General features: G+C 36.3%; 19 protein-coding genes and 1 pseudogene. 2 read left to right on the forward strand and 18 right to left on the reverse strand.

The window, feature by feature from the left end; genetic code table 11:
* Positions 1 to 666 precede the first annotated feature (666 nt).
* The 6 genes from fabZ to spoIIID all read right to left on the reverse strand — a co-directional run bounded on the left by fabZ (position 667) and on the right by spoIIID (position 5,091).
* On the reverse strand, positions 667 to 1,101 hold the full coding sequence (fabZ, locus tag AC3ASS_RS07645; RefSeq protein WP_488282928.1) for a 3-hydroxyacyl-ACP dehydratase FabZ: 435 nt from the start codon (positions 1,099 to 1,101) through the stop codon (positions 667 to 669).
* A gap of 78 nt (positions 1,102 to 1,179) precedes the next feature.
* Entirely contained in the window at positions 1,180 to 1,482 is a 303-nt protein-coding gene (locus AC3ASS_RS07650; RefSeq protein ID WP_488282929.1) for a DNA-directed RNA polymerase subunit beta, read from the reverse strand.
* Positions 1,483 to 1,496: 14 nt separating this feature from the next.
* The gene (locus AC3ASS_RS07655) at positions 1,497 to 2,327 is read right to left on the reverse strand and encodes a flagellar hook-basal body protein (protein WP_488282930.1); all 831 of its coding nucleotides are present in this window, start codon (positions 2,325 to 2,327) and stop codon (positions 1,497 to 1,499) included.
* A 12-nt stretch (positions 2,328 to 2,339) separates the two neighbouring features.
* Positions 2,340 to 3,167 (reverse strand): flagellar hook-basal body protein, encoded by an 828-nt coding sequence (locus AC3ASS_RS07660; protein WP_488282931.1) that lies wholly within the window; start codon positions 3,165 to 3,167, stop codon positions 2,340 to 2,342.
* Between the two features lie 526 nt (positions 3,168 to 3,693).
* On the reverse strand, positions 3,694 to 4,695 hold the full coding sequence (gene mreB, locus AC3ASS_RS07665; protein ID WP_488282932.1) for a rod shape-determining protein MreB: 1,002 nt from the start codon (positions 4,693 to 4,695) through the stop codon (positions 3,694 to 3,696).
* Between the two features lie 120 nt (positions 4,696 to 4,815).
* Positions 4,816 to 5,091: a sporulation transcriptional regulator SpoIIID gene (spoIIID, locus tag AC3ASS_RS07670; RefSeq protein WP_488282933.1), complete on the reverse strand. Its 276-nt coding sequence runs from the start codon at positions 5,089 to 5,091 to the stop codon at positions 4,816 to 4,818.
* Positions 5,092 to 6,403: 1,312 nt separating this feature from the next.
* Between spoIIID and AC3ASS_RS07675 the strand changes: the two genes are divergently transcribed.
* Entirely contained in the window at positions 6,404 to 7,387 is a 984-nt protein-coding gene (locus AC3ASS_RS07675; protein WP_488282934.1) for a nuclease-related domain-containing protein, read from the forward strand.
* Between the two features lie 126 nt (positions 7,388 to 7,513).
* Here AC3ASS_RS07675 and AC3ASS_RS07680 read toward each other — a convergent pair whose 3' ends face one another.
* The 5 genes from AC3ASS_RS07680 to spoIIQ all read right to left on the reverse strand — a co-directional run bounded on the left by AC3ASS_RS07680 (position 7,514) and on the right by spoIIQ (position 12,036).
* Positions 7,514 to 9,184 carry a sodium:solute symporter family protein gene (locus tag AC3ASS_RS07680; protein WP_488282935.1) on the reverse strand — a complete coding sequence of 557 codons (1,671 nt, stop codon included), beginning with the start codon at positions 9,182 to 9,184 and terminating at the stop codon, positions 7,514 to 7,516.
* Between the two features lie 31 nt (positions 9,185 to 9,215).
* Positions 9,216 to 9,518 (reverse strand): DUF4212 domain-containing protein, encoded by a 303-nt coding sequence (locus AC3ASS_RS07685; RefSeq protein WP_488282936.1) that lies wholly within the window; start codon positions 9,516 to 9,518, stop codon positions 9,216 to 9,218.
* Between the two features lie 120 nt (positions 9,519 to 9,638).
* Positions 9,639 to 9,821: a hypothetical protein gene (locus AC3ASS_RS07690; protein WP_488282937.1), complete on the reverse strand. Its 183-nt coding sequence runs from the start codon at positions 9,819 to 9,821 to the stop codon at positions 9,639 to 9,641.
* Positions 9,822 to 10,358: 537 nt separating this feature from the next.
* A complete protein-coding gene (pcp, locus tag AC3ASS_RS07695; RefSeq protein WP_488282938.1) occupies positions 10,359 to 10,958 on the reverse strand; it encodes a pyroglutamyl-peptidase I in 600 nt (199 codons plus the stop codon).
* 223 nt (positions 10,959 to 11,181) lie between these two features.
* Positions 11,182 to 12,036, reverse strand: a complete 855-nt coding sequence (spoIIQ, locus tag AC3ASS_RS07700; RefSeq protein WP_488282939.1) for a stage II sporulation protein SpoIIQ — start codon at positions 12,034 to 12,036, stop codon at positions 11,182 to 11,184.
* Between the two features lie 174 nt (positions 12,037 to 12,210).
* Here spoIIQ and AC3ASS_RS07705 point away from each other — a divergent pair, with 174 nt between their 5' ends.
* The gene (locus AC3ASS_RS07705) at positions 12,211 to 12,645 is read left to right on the forward strand and encodes a VanZ family protein (protein ID WP_488282940.1); all 435 of its coding nucleotides are present in this window, start codon (positions 12,211 to 12,213) and stop codon (positions 12,643 to 12,645) included.
* Positions 12,646 to 13,027: 382 nt separating this feature from the next.
* Here AC3ASS_RS07705 and AC3ASS_RS07710 read toward each other — a convergent pair whose 3' ends face one another.
* The 7 genes and pseudogenes from AC3ASS_RS07710 to nuoN all read right to left on the reverse strand — a co-directional run bounded on the left by AC3ASS_RS07710 (position 13,028) and on the right by nuoN (position 20,704).
* Positions 13,028 to 13,345, reverse strand: coding sequence for a DUF3784 domain-containing protein (locus AC3ASS_RS07710; protein WP_488282941.1), 318 nt, complete (start codon positions 13,343 to 13,345; stop codon positions 13,028 to 13,030).
* Positions 13,346 to 13,397: 52 nt separating this feature from the next.
* Positions 13,398 to 14,435 (reverse strand): annotated as a pseudogene (locus tag AC3ASS_RS07715) (IS1595 family transposase).
* A gap of 540 nt (positions 14,436 to 14,975) precedes the next feature.
* The gene (gene spoIID / locus AC3ASS_RS07720; RefSeq protein ID WP_488282942.1) at positions 14,976 to 15,992 is read right to left on the reverse strand and encodes a stage II sporulation protein D; all 1,017 of its coding nucleotides are present in this window, start codon (positions 15,990 to 15,992) and stop codon (positions 14,976 to 14,978) included.
* 269 nt (positions 15,993 to 16,261) lie between these two features.
* Positions 16,262 to 17,563 carry a UDP-N-acetylglucosamine 1-carboxyvinyltransferase gene (murA, locus tag AC3ASS_RS07725; RefSeq protein WP_488282943.1) on the reverse strand — a complete coding sequence of 434 codons (1,302 nt, stop codon included), beginning with the start codon at positions 17,561 to 17,563 and terminating at the stop codon, positions 16,262 to 16,264.
* Positions 17,564 to 17,596: 33 nt separating this feature from the next.
* Entirely contained in the window at positions 17,597 to 18,349 is a 753-nt protein-coding gene (locus AC3ASS_RS07730; protein ID WP_488282944.1) for a YwmB family TATA-box binding protein, read from the reverse strand.
* A gap of 167 nt (positions 18,350 to 18,516) precedes the next feature.
* Positions 18,517 to 18,753 carry a DUF1146 family protein gene (locus tag AC3ASS_RS07735; RefSeq protein ID WP_488282945.1) on the reverse strand — a complete coding sequence of 79 codons (237 nt, stop codon included), beginning with the start codon at positions 18,751 to 18,753 and terminating at the stop codon, positions 18,517 to 18,519.
* 436 nt (positions 18,754 to 19,189) lie between these two features.
* A complete protein-coding gene (gene nuoN / locus AC3ASS_RS07740; RefSeq protein ID WP_488282946.1) occupies positions 19,190 to 20,704 on the reverse strand; it encodes an NADH-quinone oxidoreductase subunit NuoN in 1,515 nt (504 codons plus the stop codon).
* Positions 20,705 to 20,709: the final 5 nt, after the last annotated feature.

The following is a 20,709-nucleotide window of genomic DNA, read 5'->3' on the forward strand; positions in this document are numbered from 1 at the left end:
ATAAGGAAACAGAGCGAATGGAAAAACTCATTGTTTTCTCCATTCGCTCTGTTTTTATGGACTTTTTAGACAAGCCCTTTCTTTTTGACAAAAAATCAGCCTCGAACCATCGACTTGCAAATATATCCATATGAGTTGCAAGTTTTTTCAATCTCCGGATTATCAAATTCACCTTCAAGTGCTCGACTTGCAAATAAATTAATTTAAGTTGCAAGTTTTTCGCCTTCAAATGCTTAGAATAAATTTTTTTATATTGCAAGTTTTCACCTTCGAATGCTCAGAATAAATTATTTTAAATTACAATATTTTCACCTTCAAATGCTCAGAATAAATTTTTTTAATTTTGCAATATATTCATCTTCAAATGCTCAGCTTGCAAATAAATCAATTCAAGTTGCTATTTTTTCGATCTATGGGTTTACCAGTTCACATTCAAGTGTTCGACTTGCAAAAAAATCTATTGTGACAAAGATCTATGGGTTAACCAATTCACCTTCTGCAAATAAACCAATCCAAGTTGCAAATTTTTTCTATCCATACCTTACAAATCACTCTTTATCGTGCTATTTGCAAAATAAACCTGTTGAGTTACACTAGCTTTACAAATTCACTCCCGAATCATTCACTTGCAAATATAAAAAAACTTGTCCCAAATTGAGACAAGTTTTACTCCATTTTTTCTCCTAATGCAAATGTGATAACCGCTTCAGCTGCAAGTTCACCGTTAACGGTCGCAACTCCTTTTCCTTTACCGACAGATCCTTTAAAACGAATCATTTCCACTTCTAAACGAAGCTGATCTCCTGGACGTACTTGTCGCCGGAATTTGCACTCATCAATCCCAGCAAAAAACGCTAGTCTTCCACGGTTTTCTTCTTTTTTCAACATCGCAACAGCACCCACTTGGGCTAGTGCTTCTATAATCAACACTCCCGGCATAACCGGATAGTTCGGAAAATGTCCGTTAAAAAACTCTTCATTCGCTGTTACATTTTTAATTCCAACCGCACGTTTTCCTTCTTCCACTTCAAGAACTCGATCGACTAATAAAAACGGATATCGATGCGGGATTATACTTTTAATATCATTAATATCAAGCATTTCTTTTACCTCCAACTGTATTTTCCTTCATTTTACCGAACAAAAAAAGAAAAAGGAAGGCTGTTCATCCTTCCAATGTTAGTTCTCTTTATTTACTAAATCAAAAAGATGATCCCATGTTGATTTTTTCCACGCATCCCATGGGCTACCGTCACCAAGTACACCATATCCAATCATCGTTCCAATCATGAAAAAAAGGAAAATTAACACGATCACAATGAGGAACTTTGCCCAAACAGGAATTAACCGAATACGTATTTTCTTCGGTTTTCTCCCTTTGTCGGATTCCGTAGTCTCCTTCTTTGTTCTTTGTTCTTGTCGAATTTTTCTAAGTTCCTCTCTCGAATTTACCTCTTGAATCTTTTCAGAATTCAATGCCATTAAAATTTCCCCTTTTATCGGATTCCATTGATTAGACCAAGCATTTGGTCAGCAATCGTAATGGAACGTGCTTGAAATTGATAGGAACGTTGGGTATTCAACAATTCCGTCATTTCTTGGCCTAAATCAACATTGGACTGTTCTAATACCCCTTGTTGAAGTTGAATGGCACCGCGATTGGCACCAGTTATATCGGTGTAAACGTCCTCTAAATCCACACCTAATTCGTTAAAGTTTTCCGGTAGACCAACTAAATTATTCCCTTTTTGCTCTAAAAATTGAGGTTTTAAAACAGAAACCATTCCGAGGGCAAATATTTGATCTGGCCCTTCTTCCGGTGTAAAGATCAACAATCCCTCATCGGATAACGTAATGTCTTTTAAAGCACCATTAAAGACAATTTCGTTATTGTTTTCATCTAAAATTGGAAGGCCGTCGCTATTCACTAATATTACTTGATCGTCCCCGATAGGAGATAAATAAAAGGCGCCATTCCTTGTTAATTGTATGCCATTTTCAGTTCGAACTTTAAAAAATTGATTTTCAGACAAGATGGCAAAATCTAATTTTCGTTCAGTTGAAACAATGCTACCTTGTGTTAGCACCATTTTGGATTGTGCAAGTTTTGCCCCAACCCCTAGTCGAATACCGTTTGGTGTTAATCGGCCTACTTCACTTTGTACTCGTCCCATATTTTGAACATGCTGTGCCATTAAATCAGCAAATGCAGCTTCTCTTCTTTTGTATCCGTGCGTTTGAACATTGGCTACATTATTACTTATTATGTCCAACTTTTTTTGAAGCTGCGCCATCGTATTGGACGCTACGATCATTGTTCGGTTCATTTAATATCCCCCTTACAAGCGACCTATTTCATTTGCCGCTTTTTCCATACTGCGATCATAAGCTTGTAACACTTTTTGATTCGCTTCAAAGGCACGATATGCGGTTAAAAGTTCCGTCATAGTTTTTGTCGGGTCAACATTGGATCGTTCTAAAAACCCTTGCTGTGTACGGAAGTATGCATTATCAATCGTGTATGCACTTGGAAGGTTTTCATCGGTTCTGAACAGACCATTTCCTTCTTTAATCAGAGTTGCAGGATTTTCCGCAAAAGCAAGACCGAGGCGTGCGGTAACTTGATTATTTTCCGTAATAAATCCATCATCCGTAATCGTAAATTGATCACTTTGAAGTAGGATTCGATTGCCATTTTCATCTAGTATGTAATAACCGGAAGCTGTTGTTAAATAACCAGCTGCATCTACTGTAAAATTACCGTTTCTTGTATAACGTACTCCGCCGTCCGGATGTTCTACCACAAAAAAGACTGACCCGCTTATGCCGTTTTCACCTACCGGCATGTTGACATCCAATAATGCTACGTCCGATCCTAATCCTGTTTCTCTCAAATCACCTTGCAAGAAATTCGGTAACGTCTCTTGCATATAAACCCCTGTGTTAATAGGGCCTACAAGTGAGGCTTGAGGAATGTTCGTTCCCCCTTTAACAGGGATTGATTTTTGTCCAAAGCTTTGTAACAACATTTCAGGAAACGCACGCATTGATGACTGATCCGCTTTATACCCTGGAGTGTTCACATTCGATAAATTGTTCGTTAATAATTCCGTTCTTCGTTGTTGGGCTATCATACCAGATGCAACTGTATAAAAACCTCGAAACATTGAAAAATCCTCCAATTTTCGTACATATTATTTCCTTTTATTATAAACTATTTTTCAATTTTCGACAGTATTTTTGGGAATATTTTGACTGCAACATCAAGAAATAATAAAAAAGACCTAATGTTGAATGAAGTTCTTGTCGTTGAGGCAAACGGAACAATCAAAAAGCGCTTCATTCGATTCCTTAACAGCATGGTGTATCCATCGGAACCTGCCATAAATACGATCTCCTCGCAATCATTTATCCGCCTGTACGATCTCATCAACCAAGCTCGCTATATTTTCGTTAGCCTCCTCCACCCTATCTCACGAAAAATGGAGTTTGCTCTTCTTTAGCGGGCCAAGGAAGAGATGGCGAAAACAAATTTGTATGCGTTAAAAGTTGATCGTACCTATTATCAGGCATTCGATGAAGTGTCAGATACCATACCAATCAAATAAGTGTTTAAAGCATTATTGTAAAAATTAATCAAATGTTTGTTTAAATTTAAGGCAATTGAAAAAGAACTCGCGATAAGGCGAGTTCTTATCCTAATTTTCTTTTTGAAATTTTATCGATGTTTTCAAGCATAATTCCTGTACCAATTGCCACGCAATCCATAGGATTTTCCGCAATTAATACAGGTACTTTTAATTCTTCTGCTAACAATAAGTCAATACCGTGAAGCAATGCTCCTCCACCTGTTAAAATTACCCCGCGATCAATGATATCAGCTGATAATTCAGGCGGAGTACGTTCAAGAACACCTTTGGCGGCTTGAACAATTACGGAAACTGGTTCGCGTAAAGCTTTTTCAATTTCAGCGGAACTTACGGTAATAGTTCGTGGAAGACCTGTTACCATGTCTCGACCACGAATATCCATTTCTTCATTGCGAGCACCTGGGAAGACCGTACCAATATTGACTTTAATATCTTCTGCAGTGCGTTCACCGATTAATAGTTTGTATTCACGTTTAATGTATTGTAGAATTTCGGCGTCAAATTTGTCGCCAGCCATTTTAATAGAAGAAGAAGTAACGATATCACCCATTGATAAAACTGCGATATCTGTCGTACCCCCACCGATGTCGACAACCATATTTCCGCTAGGTTGGAAAATATCCATTCCTGCTCCAATCGCAGCAACTTTTGGTTCTTCTTCTAAATAAACTTTCTTCCCACCACTTTTTTCAGCAGCTTCACGAATGGCTTTTTGTTCTACACTCGTGATATTTGTTGGACAACAGATTAGGATTCTAGGTTTAGATAAAAAGCCTTTGACGTCTAATTTATTGATAAAATGTTTCAACATCGTTTCGGTCACTTCGAAGTCTGCAATTACACCGTCTTTTAATGGACGAATTGCAACGATGTTTCCAGGTGTTCTACCCACCATTCGACGTGCTTCTTCTCCAACGGCTAGAACTTTGTTTGTATTTTTATCTAAAGCGACAACAGAAGGTTCGTTAAGAACGATCCCTCTTCCTTTGACATGAATTAATACATTGGCAGTTCCTAAATCAATACCTATATCTCTTGCAAACATTCGTTATTGTCCTCCTTAATTTTCGACACCGAATCGATTATTTCTCCTAATTTTTTATTGTATCACAAATGACGAAAATAAGGAGATTTTTTGTCAAATTTTATGATTTTTTACTAATTTCTATCCTTTTGCCACTTTTTCCTTTTCTGCGTTTCTTTTATATTTCATTTTTGTCGCTTCTCCTCCACGCAAATGGCGGATCGATTTGTGATAATCTAAAATTTCTTTTACTTCATTTGCCAGTTCAGGATTGATCTCTGGCAATCTTTCAGTTAAATCTTTATGGACAGTACTTTTGGACACGCCAAACTCTTTCGCAATGACGCGAACCGTTTTTCTCGTCTCCACGATATACTTTCCAATCTTGATTGTTCTCTCTTTGATGTAATCGTGCACACCACTCGCCCTCCCTAATTTGGATGTGAGAAGTGTGAAATGAGACTCGCTTTTTTCAACGACACGTACTGCTTCAAGTCCGCATAATAGAACGGTCCGGTCAAGAACTGTTTCAAAAACAAAAAGAGTCCATCCATTTCCATTTTCAATGTAAAATCTTTATGCGGAAGAAAGCACTGGATGCTTTCTAACTTCACGTATTATCCTGCTTTTGTTCGCCACATCTAAGCTGCCTTTACGATTCCTCACCTCAAACACTCTCGTTAGTCAAGTTTGTAACATTTTATTAGCTTGGATGTGGATATATGCACGAAAAACTTAATAAGGACAAGGTATAGGGAAATATTTCTTATTTTTTATGAGGGATCGTCCAAATTCAGTGTTAAGAACATGGGGATTTCCTGTCAGTTCATGTAATTTTCGCAATTAGATACATTTCGACTTTTCTTTTATTTCCCGAGAAATTTGTCAAACGGGGAAATAACAAATTGGTTCATTTTTTGACACGGAGTTCAAACGATGTCGGAGAATGTATCGGCCATTGAAATATGAAATTTTTTGTAGCAACATGCGGTTTTTCTTAAATTGTTTCTTCCTCATTTCGGTTGTGTTTTTATCTGGACCCTAGCTTTGTATTGGTTTTGTTGGTTGCAAATAATTTACCATTAGTTGCAAGTTTTTTGACAAATTCACCTTCGAACGTTCGGCTTGCAAATAAATCTTCACCAGTTGCAAGTTTTTAACCTGCTTGAATGAACAATTTCCCTTCGAACCATTCACTTGCAAATAATTTTATTTTAGTTGCAAGATTTTTTTCCACTTGCAAATTTATACTCTTGAGTTACAAATAATTTTTTCAAAGTTACAAATATTTTCCGCGCAGTTGCAAGTTTCATTTTTTCGAGTTGCAAATAACTTTTTGAAAGTTACAAATTCACCTTTCAACCTTGCAAATTCCATCACGAAAGCTGCAAATATACATCAAATCTGTCAGGATTGGCCCACGCCAATCCTCCTTTTTTTCAAAAAAATCATGCTCGAACGATCGACTTGCAAATATATCAATGTGAGTTGCAAATTTTTTTGATCACTGGTTTTAAAATTTCCCCTCGATCCTATAACCTTGCAAATAAATCAATTCTAGTTGCAAGTTTATTCAACTACTTGTTTAACAAATTCACTCCCAAATGTATGGCTTGCAAATAAATAAGCTTAGTTGCAAATAAATTTCCACAGTCTTTAATTAAAGAAAGAAGGTATTCCAATCGATGTGAAGAATTTTATTAATTAATTTCATAAAAGGAGGGAAAAAATGATAGCAAAGGAAAGAGATTTTCCGATCAACATTGCAAAACTTGAAATTCTTTTAAAACGACTTCCACAAAATCATCCGAGATTTAAAGATGTTGAACAAGAACTTTACAGAAAAACTGCAGGTCTAAAAGGAGAGCAAAACACTGATTATCCTCTTAGCTTCTTATCCCCTAATCATTACTTTATTCTTCACGATTTACGATTGCCCGTTGATCACTTTTATTTCCAAATCGATACTCTCATCATTTCTAAAAATCTTCTTTTCATTATTGAAATTAAAAATATAGCTGGAACATTAGTCTTTAATCATGATTTTCAACAATTGATAAAAATTCATGAAGGAATCGAAGAAGCTCTGCCTAACCCAATGATTCAAGTAGAAAGACAAAAGTTTTTGCTCAAAAAATGGCTAGAATCAAAATATTATTATGACCTTCCCGTTGAAACCCTCATTGTCTTTAGCAATCCTCAAACAATTTTAAAAACTTCCCAACCTGTTAAGAACATTCCGGATAATATTATTCATCGAGACTCACTCCCCTTTAAAATATCAAATCTAGAAAAAATGTATGAAAATCAGCGATTAACAGATAAAGAAATAAAGAGACTTATTCGCCATTTAAAAAAAGATCATACTCCTAGAGATTTTGATGTATTGAAGAAATTTAACATTCATGCAAATGATTTAATAAAAGGAGTTTTTTGCCCGCAATGTATGCAACCTTCTTTTAAAAGGATTTATGGATCATGGAAATGTTCCATTTGTTTGCAAAAAGACAAATTAGCACATATCGATGCAGTTCGAGATTATTTTTTATTATTTGGAAGAGAAATAACGAACATAAAACTTAGAGAATTTATGAATTTTGATAATATTTACGTTGCCAGCAGACTTTTAAAAAAAATTTCTGAAGAATCAATTGGAAAATTTAAAGGTAAAAAACATTTTATTTCTGATGAATTATTTCGCAAACTTTCTTGACCATCCCCCACGCTTCTTCACTTGCAAATAGAACAATACGAGTTGCAAGTTTTTTCACCCATCTGTATAACAAAAAAAGTGACCGGCCCCCCACCGATCACTAATTCACACTATCTCAAACTGGATTTACGTTGTTTTATTCAACTCTTCATTTAAGAGAATTTCTCCATTTTTATATGTCATATGTTCTGGATAACGCAAATTCACTACTTCATCTTGTAAATGTTGTGGCGGTGCTGCCGTTAACTTACTGACAATAACGTTCGCTAAAATCCCCGCAACTGCACCAAAAATACCTGCTCCTGTATCAATAATTCCGAGAATCGTCCACCCTCCATATTTGGCAGCAAATATATAAGATAACGTTACAATCAGTCCAACTAGCAATCCAGCAATAACCCCTTGTGTATTCGACCTTTTCCACCATACACCTAAAACAAGGGCAGGGAAGAACGTTCCAGAAGCTAGAGCAAATGCCCACGCAACTATCTGCGTAATCGCTCCAGGTGGATCGAGTGCAACTAAACCAGCTAAAATCGTCGCAACCGCAATTGACCATCGAGCAACGGTTAATCGGTTCGCTTCTGTAGCATTCGGTTTAAATACACGATAGTAAATATCATGTGCAAAGGATGAAGATATTGAAATCATTAACCCTCCTGCAGTTGATAACGCTGCTGCCATTGCTCCAGCTGCAACAAGTCCAATCACGAACACCCCTAAATTCGCGATTTCCGGTGTAGCCATGACGACAATATCATTAGAGATCATCAACTCGCTCCATTGTAAAATCCCATCGCCATTTGCATCCGCCACTTTTAACATCCCAGTATCCACCCATGATTTTGTCCATGCTGGGAGTTCTTCAATTTTACTACCAACGACATTTTTCATTAAAATGAAGCGAGAAAATGCCGCATAAGCTGGTGCTGACAAATAGAGAAGACCGATAAATAATAGCGCCCATGCTCCTGACCAACGAGCTGCTTTCATCGTTGACACGGTATAAAAGCGAACAATGACGTGAGGAAGTCCTGCCGTACCAGCCATTAACGTAAAGAGGAGTGCTAAAAACTGCCATTTCGTCCCATTCGTAAACGGAGCAAAATATTCTGATAACCCGAGTTCACGATCGATTTCTCCAAGCTTAGATACAATTTCTCCATACGATAACCAAGGAATCGGGTTTCCTGTAATTTGAAAAGACATAAAAATGACTGGAATAAGATACGCAATAATGAGGATGATATATTGAGCAACTTGAGTCCAAGTAACACCTTTCATCCCACCAAAAGTAGCATAAAAGGCAATTAGTATGGCACCTAACATCGTTCCATAAAACGCATCAATTTCAAATAATCGTCCAATCACCACTCCAGAACCAGATAACTGCCCGATGGAGTATGTAAAACTAATAATAATTGTACAAACTGCAGCTAATACACGTGCTGCATGACTATTATATCGATCGCCAATAAATTCAGGAACTGTATATCGCCCATATTTTCGAAGTTGAGGAGCTAATAAAAAGGTAAGAAATAAATAACCACCTGTCCACCCCATGATATAAGCTAAACCGTCATATCCCAGCATCATCACTGTTCCGGCCATTCCGATAAAAGATGCTGCACTCATCCAGTCGGCTCCAATAGCCATCCCATTAAATACTGCCGGAACGCCGCGGCCAGCTACATAAAATTCTGATGTTTGCCTCGCTTTATTATAAATTGCTATCCCAATGTATAAAGCAAATGTTGCAATAATAATCGATGAAGTAACGAAAAATTGCGTACCCATCAAAGTCCCCCTTCATATTTAAGTTCGACTTTTATTGATCCAGCGTTTTTCCTGAGGAAATCTGTTCGTTCATCGTTTCATCAAAACCATATTTTTTATCAAGGCGGTCACTTACATAGGCATTGATAAATAATAAAAGAATAAAAGTGACAACCGCTCCTTGGGCTCCCATAAAGTAATGGAACGGAAAACCATTAAACGTAAATTTAGACAGCGGCTCTGCAAAGTAGACGACACCAAAAGATACAACAAACCAAATAATAAAATATAGAATCATGTACAGATTTTTTTCACGATAATACTTATCAGCCAACTCTTTATCAATTTTTTTCAAACACCACACCTCCATACTATTCATATTGGAATAAGGGGTTTTATACAGACAAATATTCCGTGATCAACTCCTTTCGTTAACCTTTATTTAGTATCTTTGCCTTAAGCAAAGGTACTGCCATTATTGAAGACTAAAAATAAATTTGAGCGTATCTAAAAATGGTGCTGGAACGAGAGCGACTTCAATGATGAAATAAATGAATAATGAGAGGAATGGAAGGACTAAGAACCAAGCTTTTTTCTTTTTCACAAAGAGAACAATGCTTCCTAACGTAATAAATAATAGAATGAATAAAAAAATCATGAAAACCTCCATTTGTTTGAAAAAACACAATATTTAGAATAATTCTATTTTAATTATTAATTTAACGGAAAACATGGTCAAGGAGTGGATTTTGTCGAAACAAAAGTTAGGAAAATTTTAACGGGACTATTGAACCATTGAGTGCCAAAGAAAAGCGTAGGCACAAAAGGAACGCCGTATGAACAGGAGGACCTCTCTCTGAGATTAAGGAAACACAACGAGAGACGAGCTGTTTTGACTTATCGTTGGGAAAAAGTGGAACGTTCTTTAACCACAGCTGGGACGAATTAGACAAAAAGAAAAGCATAGGCACAAAAGGAACGCCGTATGAGGACTTCTCGCATTGAGATAAAAAACACGGTGAAATCCTTGGGGAAGGAGTGAGTCATTCTCTACCCACTCCATTGCCTGACTTATCCAACAGAAAAAGTATGGGAAACAAAATCTGTATATCCAATAAAAAATATCCGAAAAATGAATATTTATTTTCATCCATAAAAAACACGTAACAGAACAAAGTCCATTACGTGGTTACCCCTATAAACACTCAATCGCTATTTCAATCGCTTTTGTTAAGTCGGCTGTAGACCAACTTGCCATCCGTTTTTTACCTTTGACGACAAGTTCATGTGAAGCTGGAATATGAATAAACCCTGCAGGAATATCTTTTTCTCTTTTTACCAAATCATGAATCATCGAATACATCACATTATTACATAAGTATGTACCAGCTGTATTTGATATTTCTGCTGGAAGTCCCGCTTCATTTAATTGATTGACAATTTTTCGGATAGGCAGTTTTGAAAAATATCCATCGGGACCATTTGGATCAATTGGATGATCCGTTAACTGCACTCCGTTATTATCCGGTTCACCATCTTGACAATTAATCGCAATTCTTTCTGGCGTAATATGGGTGCGACCAGCTGCTAATCCTAGCGAAATAACCGCATCAGGATTGATTTCTTCCATATGTTTTAACAATTGTTCTGGCCCTTTTTTAAAATCAACCGGCAAAATTTTTCCGATAATCGTAAACTTCCCGATTTGTTTTCCATCTAAATTTTTTACAACGGCTTCCGTCGGATTGATTTCAAAGCCTAAAAACGGCTCAAACCCGGTTAATAATAATTTCATTCTCTCTCCCTCCTAAGTTTAGATTAAAACTCTCTTATTCTATTTTCTTACACAATTCAAAGACAAGCAAATCGTATGGAAACGATCTTTCACTGTTCATCCAATTACTTGTAATCAAAAAATCTATGAATGACCAAAACAAAAAGATGACCAAGTTCAAATCTTGGTCATCTACTATATAAATGGGGGATGTATCTTAAAGACAAGCAACCAATGTTACCAATTATGACTGGTTAGATGAGTTGGAATTTTCATCGTCATTGTTTTCTTGATTTTCTCCATCATTGCTGGCGTCATCTTGATCGTCGGATTCATTATTATTGTCGCCTTCTCCCTTATCTTCGCCTTCAGTATTTGTTCCGTTTCCTTCTTTCTCTTTCTCAGATTCGCTAGCTTGTTCCTGTTTTAAATCATTGATAGATTTTTTGAAATAAGCTAACGGATCTACCGGAACGTTATCTTTGCGAATTTCAAAGTGGACATGCACACCCGCTTCTTCATTAATCATACTTTTACCGGCTTTTGCAATTTTTTGGCCTTGTTTGACTTTGTCACCGATTTTCACTTGAATATCTTTCACTGATTGGTATTGAGTAACAACACCATCACTATGTTCGATGACAATTTTGTTTCCAAGTAATGCGTCTTCTTCAACGTTAGTGACTTCACCGCTCATCGCAGCGACAACGTCGAACTCTTCACCATTTTTCATCCCGATGTCGATACCAGTGTTTGGATGATACGTATTGTCATAAAAAACGAGTGCTGCTACTTGTTCTTCTTCAGATGCGTTTGCATCATAAAATTTCTTCTTAATTTCTACGTCATCAGGATTTAATACAGGCCATGCAAATGTTTCCATACCACGGGTTACTTCTACTGCATCATTATCCTTAGATCCGTTATAGCTATAATCACTAGGATCTACGGATTGTTCTCCACGGCTTTGATACCATAAGACAGATGTTAAAATTAATGCTGCAGCCGTAATGTATACAGCCGGATATACCCAACGTTTCTTAAAGAAGCGTTGCATGCCAGATTTGCGGGAAGCTTGTTTCTTTTCTTCCTCTCTCATTTTCATCACCTCAGCAAACATTGTGAACAAAAATGAAAGATTCTATACCCGCAAAAAAAAAATTTTTTTCATTATTTTTTGTAAAAAAGGATGATTTTATTCATTTTTTTATTTTTCCGTGAAAAATTTTAGTAAAATAAGTACGTTAACACTCATGCAAGAGGTGCATACCTAATGAAAAAAGCGATAAAGTTTTTGGTTAAAATCATTCCGTTTATATATTTGGTCGCCATTTGGATCATGTCTAGCAAGCCAGCAGACGCTATCGTAGAGTTTGGTATGTGGGACCGTACGATCAAAGAATCTCTCCATTTAGTAGAGTTTGCTCTATTATATGGATTCTTTGTATTGTTCTTTTTAGCAGATCAGAAATTTACTCCACGTATCAGTATCATCATTGCGATTTTTTCCTCTTTGTATGGACTTGTTGATGAAATTCATCAGTCATTCGTTCCATATCGCTCGGCTACCGTCATTGACTTTGTCAAAGATGTAACAGGAGTTTTTATCTTGTATTTAATATTGCAACAAACGTATTTTAAAAATCGGACATGGGTTGCAAAATGGTTACGCGCATTTGAAACGTGGATGGCCACGAATAAGAAATAACTAATTTTCATACAGCTTTTCGCCACTGAACAAGAAAAAACAGTTGCAACGATTGGAGTTACAAATAAAATCGATCTAGATACAAGAATGTTTGTCCACTTACAAGAAAATGCTCGGGAGTTACAAATAATTTTTTCATAGTTACAAATAATTACTGCCCAGTTGCAAGTTTCATTTTTTCAAGTTGCAAATAAATCTTTTCTCGTTGCAAATACACTTTTCATTCTTGCAAATTCCACCACGTAAGTTACAAATATACATCCAATTGGTCAGGATTGGCCCTTGCCAATCCTTCTTTTTTAAAAAGGCTATGTTAATGAATATTGTTGATTCTATAAATAAATTAAGGACTTCACCTCTTGAAGTCCTCTTTCAATTATCATTAAACTTTTTTTTTGAATCTGTCTCTTGTATTGGAGTACACTAATGCAAAAATAATAAGCGATAAGAGTAAAATAAGACCAACTATAAACAAAACTTGGTTTCCTAACATCTCACTCAATGCAAATAATAATATGCTAAAGCTAATACCATACATAATTTTACCCATAAACTTGCACAAAGCTACTTCATCGTATTGAGCCTTTTCACTGTCAGGCATTGTATTGTAACCTGCAAGTATTGATGCTCCTTTTCCTTTCGATAGTGTGATAGCAAAAATTAAGAAAGGTATTGAAATCATTAGAACAGCTACTCCCAAACAAGTTACCTCCTTTTCTATAAGATTCTCTGTTGGTTAAACAATCGAGAATTTAGTATTTATACGTTCTTAATGAATCATAGGTTTCATTAATTGGAAATAGACAGCTCTCTACAATCATTTTACTAATAGATGCATTATCACTTCGGTGTTTAACAATATCCAAGAATTGAAACCAACTCAAATAATGGTCGAGGTATTTTGTTGCCACACCATTAAATCGTTGCATCCAACCTTTTAAACGGCTGTGATAGTTATTGACGTTTTGGATATGATACAATCCTTTTACACGTTCTGAACCATCTGACTTAAAACGATAATGCTCTTATTCTTTGCTTTTTGCATAGGCAGAAAAAGCTCTCCAAGCATCGGTACAAAGAGTGTTGTCCGATGATAGTTTAGAACCAATAGCCTTATCTAATTGAGTTTTAACAATTCTACCTCTACCAAGTACACCAGAATATGTTGCCTTTTGACGGTCTCTTGCGATTAAGACGCAAACCTGTTCGCGACTAATGCCACGTAATTTTGACGAGCCACCACGTTTGCGAGGTTTACACCCCTCAATATTTCTTTTGCCTTTTTCCGAATACAGAAAATAAGTTTCATCCATCTCTACAATCCCCGAAAAAGATTCAAAATTCATTTGTTTTAATGCAGACAATACTTTATGCCTCCAATAAAACAGGGTAACGTAATGTACATTACCAATGAGTTCTGCAGATTTACGGAGTGAATAACCTTCTAACATACATTTTATAAAATCCAACCATTTTTCAGACTTATGTGTTCGATACAATGGTGTTGCAGTTACATCAGTAAATGTTTTTCCGCAATCTTTACAACGGTATCGTTGACGTTCAACTTCTTTTAGACCAATTTTTACTGTATATTTGCCAAAACGAACCATTTTTTTAGAACTACAATGTACACAAGTGTATCCATATTGATTTTTTCGTTCAGTTACTTCTTGAAAGACAGGTTCACTTGCAGAAAATGACATAAGAGAATTGATAAAAAATTCTTGTAACCGATGTTGTTCTGCCGAATTCAATTTTTTAATCTCTACTATTAATTCTCTTAATGTCATTACAAACCCTCCAAACGAATGTTCTCACTAACATTATAGAACATCTGTTTGTTTTATCAAATATCAACAGTGTTATTTAACAAAGCCTTTAAAAAAAATCACCCGCGAACGATTAACTTACAAATAAATCAATACTAGTTGCAAATTTTTTCGATTACTCCTTTAACACATTTGCCCTCGAACCTTCAACTTGCAAATAATTCATTACTAGTTGCAAGTTTTTCCAATCTCTCGTTTAACACATTTGCTCTCGAACCTTCGACTTGCAAATAATTCATTACTAGTTGCAAATTTTTTCGATTACTCCTTTAACACATTTGCCCTCGAACCTTCAACTTGCAAATAATTCATTACTAGTTGCAAGTTTTTCCGTTCACTTAGTTAACACATTCACCCAGAGACGTTCAATTCGCACATAAAATAACCCCGTTGCAAATACGAATTGCAAGAAAAAGCCCCCAAAATTCGTAGATTGCAAACAACTTCAATCACCACTATCCATCACTTCATAAAAAATACCACGGCTGACCACCGTGGCATTCATTGTTTCGCAACATATTTTTCTAAAAAGGAATCGGCTTCGGAAATTTCAACCCCTTGATAATAATATTGAACAATTTCTTTATACGTTTTCCCCTCTTTAGCCATACCGTTCGCTCCATACTGACTCATCCCAACTCCGTGTCCATATCCCTCTGTTTGAATGATGATTTCATCCCCTTTTCGTTCCCACGTAAAATCAGAGGAATGTAAACCTAATTTCTCCCGTACTTCACGACCGGTAAAAACTTTTCCGTTAATATTCACTTTCGCTACTCGTTGTCCTTTTGTTCTTTCTAAAATTGTTCCAACATCGCCGTTATTCGGAAGATTTACCCCAAGCAGTTGTTCAAACTCCTGAACGGTGAAAACCTTTTTATTATAAAATTTTGGTGAATCTTTATCCCATGGGCTTTCCACACTTTTTAAATATGGAAGTGCTTGGTCCCAATAATCTTCCGAGTTTTCTGTATAGCCGTTGCTAGTAGAAAAGAATGAGGCGGTTATCGGTTCTTTATTGTATGTAAGAATTTGCCCTCTCGTTTCATAAACGGCTTCTTGGATCTTTTTCATCTTCCAGCTATAATCGCTGCCCCAAATTTCTTTTAATTCCTTATCATTCTTATATACTTGATGGTTTACAGTATCCGTGACAGATGCTCCGTTTCCAATACTTGAACCACTCATCAATTGTTTAACTATATACGTCCTAGCTGTTAATGCTTGTGCCTTTAATGCTTCTTTTTCAAAATCTGCTGGCATTTCAGAAGCTACGACACCAACAACATAGGACTCTAAAGGAATTTTCTCCACTTGATTATTAGCGCTCCTTAATACTGCTACTTCTACGGCAGATGCCTCTGCAATGAGTTTGTCTAACGGAATTTGCGATTCTTTCTCTTTCAATTTACCACTCGCCTTATCTCCGGAAAACGGAAATACTAAAAGGCTTGGAATGATTAATGTTACGACCACAATAAACACAACTAGTACAATGATGGATTTGATTTTGTTCATCGTCTCCTGCCTCCTACCAATATTCGAGGAAATCCTCTATCTCATTCATATGGTAGTGGACAAGCTTTTAGACCAAAAAAATGTCAATCTGCTTATGTCATATATTAAAATTTCGTTCATAAAATAATACAAAAAATTTAAAATATTCCAAATAAAGAATATTAGAATGAAATTTGTGGTATGATGATAGACAAAGAAAAAAGAAAGCGCTTTCTAAATAAAAAATAAAAAGCTAGGAAAATGTTTACGTTTCCCCAGCTTTTTTCGATTTATGCATTTACATCTAACACTTCAGCAGGAAGTTTTTCATCAATTTCATTCACACGTTCAATATCAGCGCCTAAACTTGCGAGCTTTTCATGGAAATTCACATATCCACGATCTAAATGTTTCAATTCCGTTACTCGAGTATAACCTTCGGCGACTAATCCGGCAATGATTAACGCAGCAGCTGCTCGTAAATCGGTAGCCGCAACTTCAGCGCCTTGTAGTTTCGCAGGACCGTTAATAATTACAGATCTACCTTCAATTTTTATGTCAGCGTTCATTCGACGGAACTCTTCTACATGCATAAAACGGTTTTCAAATACAGTTTCCGTAATCATACTAGAGCCTTCTGCACAAAGCAATAACGCCATCATTTGTGATTGCATATCTGTTGGAAAACCAGGATGAGGCATGGTCTTAATATCGACTGGTTTTAATTTCTCCGGACCGATAACACGAATTCCTTCTTTTTCTTCAATAATGGTAACGCCCATTTCTTCAAGCTTTGCGATTAGTGAAGATAAGTGCTCTGGAACCGCTCCTTTCACAAGAACATTTCCTCCTGTAATCGCAGCGGCAGTCATAAATGTACCTGCTTCAATACGATCAGGAATAATGGAATGTTCTGCACCATGTAGACGTTCGACACCTTCAATTTTTATCGTTTCAGTTCCGGCGCCTTTTACTTTTGCACCCATTTTATTTAGATAGTTCGCCAAGTCTACAATTTCCGGTTCTTTTGCACAGTTTTCAATTGTTGTTGTTCCCTCTGCTAATGTAGCAGCCATCATAATATTTTCTGTTGCACCTACACTCGGAAAGTCTAAGTAAATTTTTGCCCCGCGAAGTTTTCCTTTCACTTCAGCATCAATAAACCCGTTTCCAACTTTCACTACGGCTCCCATTGCTTCAAAGCCTTTTAAATGCTGATCAATCGGTCTTGTTCCAATGGCGCAACCTCCAGGCAACGCAACTCGTGCACGACCGATTCTTGCGAGTAACGGACCCATCACTAATACAGAAGCTCGCATTTTGCGCACATACTCAAATGGTGCCTCTACGTTCAAATCTTTTGATGCATCAATAAAAACAGTATTATTTTCAAATAATACGTCAGCGTTTAAACTTCTCAATACTTGATTTATCGTATATACATCGGAGAGAGCAGGAACATCACGAATAATGCTTTCTCCATCACTTGCTAATAATGAAGCGGCGATAACAGGCAAAACGGCATTTTTAGCACCTTCAACTTTTACAGTACCGTTTAATTTTTTTCCGCCGCGGACGATGATTTTTTCCAAGAGTATTCCCCTCCGCGTCCTTTGGTCTATATATTAATATTCAATCGTAATAATAGGTGTGCCAATGACAAAAGTCGTTTTGGCACCTCCGTTTTCCAATCGGATTGCGATTTGAACATTGATTTTTGTTTCATTTATCTGAATTTCATTTTGGAAAAGCGGACTTATCGCTGTCATGGAATGAAATCCTTCTTCTTTTACTTCTTCTACTTTTTTCGCTTGGAAAACTTTCGCTAATGATTCACTAATTTTTGAAAAATCACTTTCCATCGTATCACTGAATTCTCCCTTTAGACAAGAGAAAATTATTGGTTTTCCAGCAAATATTTTTTCCATTTTATTTGGAACCTTTGTTTCGATGAATGTTTTGACATCATCATTCCAAATAGTTCCTTCGACCACAAATACAATATACGTTTGAATGCTACCTTTATTGAGGGTTGCGAGAATTTGGAGTTTTTCTTTTTGAGGGCTATTTTTTGCAAAAGACGTTCCGATTGCTTCCCATTGATCGTTCTTTTGCATAACCTTCCAATCGTATTCAGGAAACTGTTGTCTCAAATCTGTGTATAGATCTTCTAATTGTGAGATGGATTGGATGGAAGGAATTTCTTCTCTCGCGTATAACGACCATTCCTTGATGTTTCCATCATGCTGTTTTATCATTTCTACCATTGTATTCAAATCATCGTTTTTCGCTACAACTGGGAAATTGGCAAAGTGTAGTAGAATAAAACAAATAAATGCTACACATAATGTTACGTGCCAATATTTTATATTTACCATTTCCGATCTCCTCCCCTTAGTACCATTTTTGGCTAAAGAGAGGCCTATCATACATGGTAAAAGTCGTCACAGATTGACAATCTTCGCGACAAACTAATTTTATTTTACTATTTATACCAGTTCATGAATACACGAAAGAAGGCCTATTTTTTGACGTATTTAATCAATCACTGGAATATGTATGGGAGCTGTTTTGACCAAGTTAAATAATCGAGGAAAAAATTGCTTACCGTTGAACCAATGACAATTGACAAAAGAATCATTAACAAACGGGCTTGGATCACTCGACCTGCACGAATGAATTTCCCGAAATTTAATGATTGTATCGCCCACCATGCTACACCGATAAAAAATAGGTGAGAAATAATATGGATGAGTGCCATTTGTCCTAAATCTTGTAACATTTCAACATAGCCCCCTAAAAAATTCACAGCAACCCTATTTTATCACATCTGTCTAAAAAATGCTTGAAAAAACTATTGAATTCCTATTATTCAGACGTAAATTGAATCAAAAAGTTGCAAGAAAAAAGAGGTATTAATTTTTCTATTTCTCTTAAATGCAAATTTCACCTTGAAAGTTACAAATGCTCTATCTAAGTGAGAAACTTTCCACTTAATAGGTTCGGATTAGCAATCCTTTTTTTATTATGAAAAATATATATGTAACGATCAAATGGCAAATAAATTGCAAGAGTTACAATTATGTTCATTCACTTAAACTTAACCTAGAATGAACGTCTTGCTAATAAGACAGATTGCGACCTGCAAGAAAATGTCCGTGAGTTACAAAACATTTCCCTAAAGAGGTGAAAAAACCCGGGTCAACTATAACCCGAGCTTACTGGTTAAAATCTTGGAATAATCCAAATGTTTCATGTAAATAATCTAACGAAAGATTTGGCAAAATACCTAATACAAGGGTTGCCACAGCACATACCGTAACAACTGCCCATAGCCCATAATTTTTCGGTAATTTTTCCTGATGTTCAGCCGGCCTAAAGAACATTTGGATAAATACACCGAAGTAATAAAAATATGAAATGATCGTTGTACCGACCAAAATGGCGACCGCCCAATAATGAGAAGGTTCATTCATTAATGCACCTAATACGATGTTCACTTTTCCGATAAAACCACCGGTTCCAGGAATTCCGGCTAATGATAGTAAAAAGATTCCCATCATAACTGCCATCATCGGCGATTTTTTATATAATCCGGCAAATTTGCTTATGTCGGCACTTCCTTCTTTTTCTGAAATATAATGAATGACCGCAAAAGCACCGATATTCATAAACAAATAAACAAACAAATAAAACCAAATCGATTCAAACATGAGTGATGACATGGATCCAAACGCCACGAGTACATACCCTGCATGGGCAATACTTGAATAAGCGAACATCCTTTTCACATTTCTTTGCCTTAAAGCGACGACATTCCCTACGATCATGGTAAGGGCAGCTACGAATAGGATGATGGTTTGAGCATCTAATATTAATGGTATTGACTTGTCATCCACTGCCGGCACAAACGAAAATACACTGAACATGATACGAACAAGAAAGACGAATCCTGCAATTTTTGAAATCGTACTTAAAAATGCCGTCACAACCGTTGGCGCACCTTCATAAACATCAGGAGCCCACATATGATACGGAACCGATGCTAATTTAAACGATACTCCAACAAACACCATTATGAACGCAATCGCTAACATATATTGCATTTGCGATTGATTGATGAACATAAGCTGTTCAGCCATATCTCGTAAATTGGTAGTACCCGTAATTCCGTATATGTAGCTCAATCCAAATAAAGTGACTGCCGTTGCAATTCCTCCGTTAATAACGTATTTTAATGCCGCTTCATTTGATTTTTTATCTTTTTTCTGTAAGCCAACCATAATATAAGAGGAAATGGTTAATAGCTCAATTCCGACAAATAATGTAATCATATCTGTACTGGAAGCCACAAACATCGTTCCAAGCAGTGCGGCTAACAGTAAATAATAATATTCTCCTCGATAAAGCTCCATTCCGTCCCTTGACTCACTCGTTGCAGCTAACACCATAATTACAAGAGTTCCCACTAACAAAATGAGTTTAAACGCTTTACTAAATGAATCTAAATAAAAAGTATCAAATAAGATGGATGTATTTGGGGCATCCATTACATCAAATAAGAAACCAAGAGCAACAACAATCCCAATTGCCCCGATCCAACCTAAAAATTTTCGTTGAAAGGTCTTTGGTAAAAATAAATCAAGCAGTGTTATTAATGTTGCTACACCAAGGATGATAAATTCAGGCATCATCGAATACCAATCATAAGAAAGTAAAGTTTCTATATCCATCCTTT

The sequence above is a fragment of the Bacillus sp. JST-5 genome (assembly GCF_057747715.1).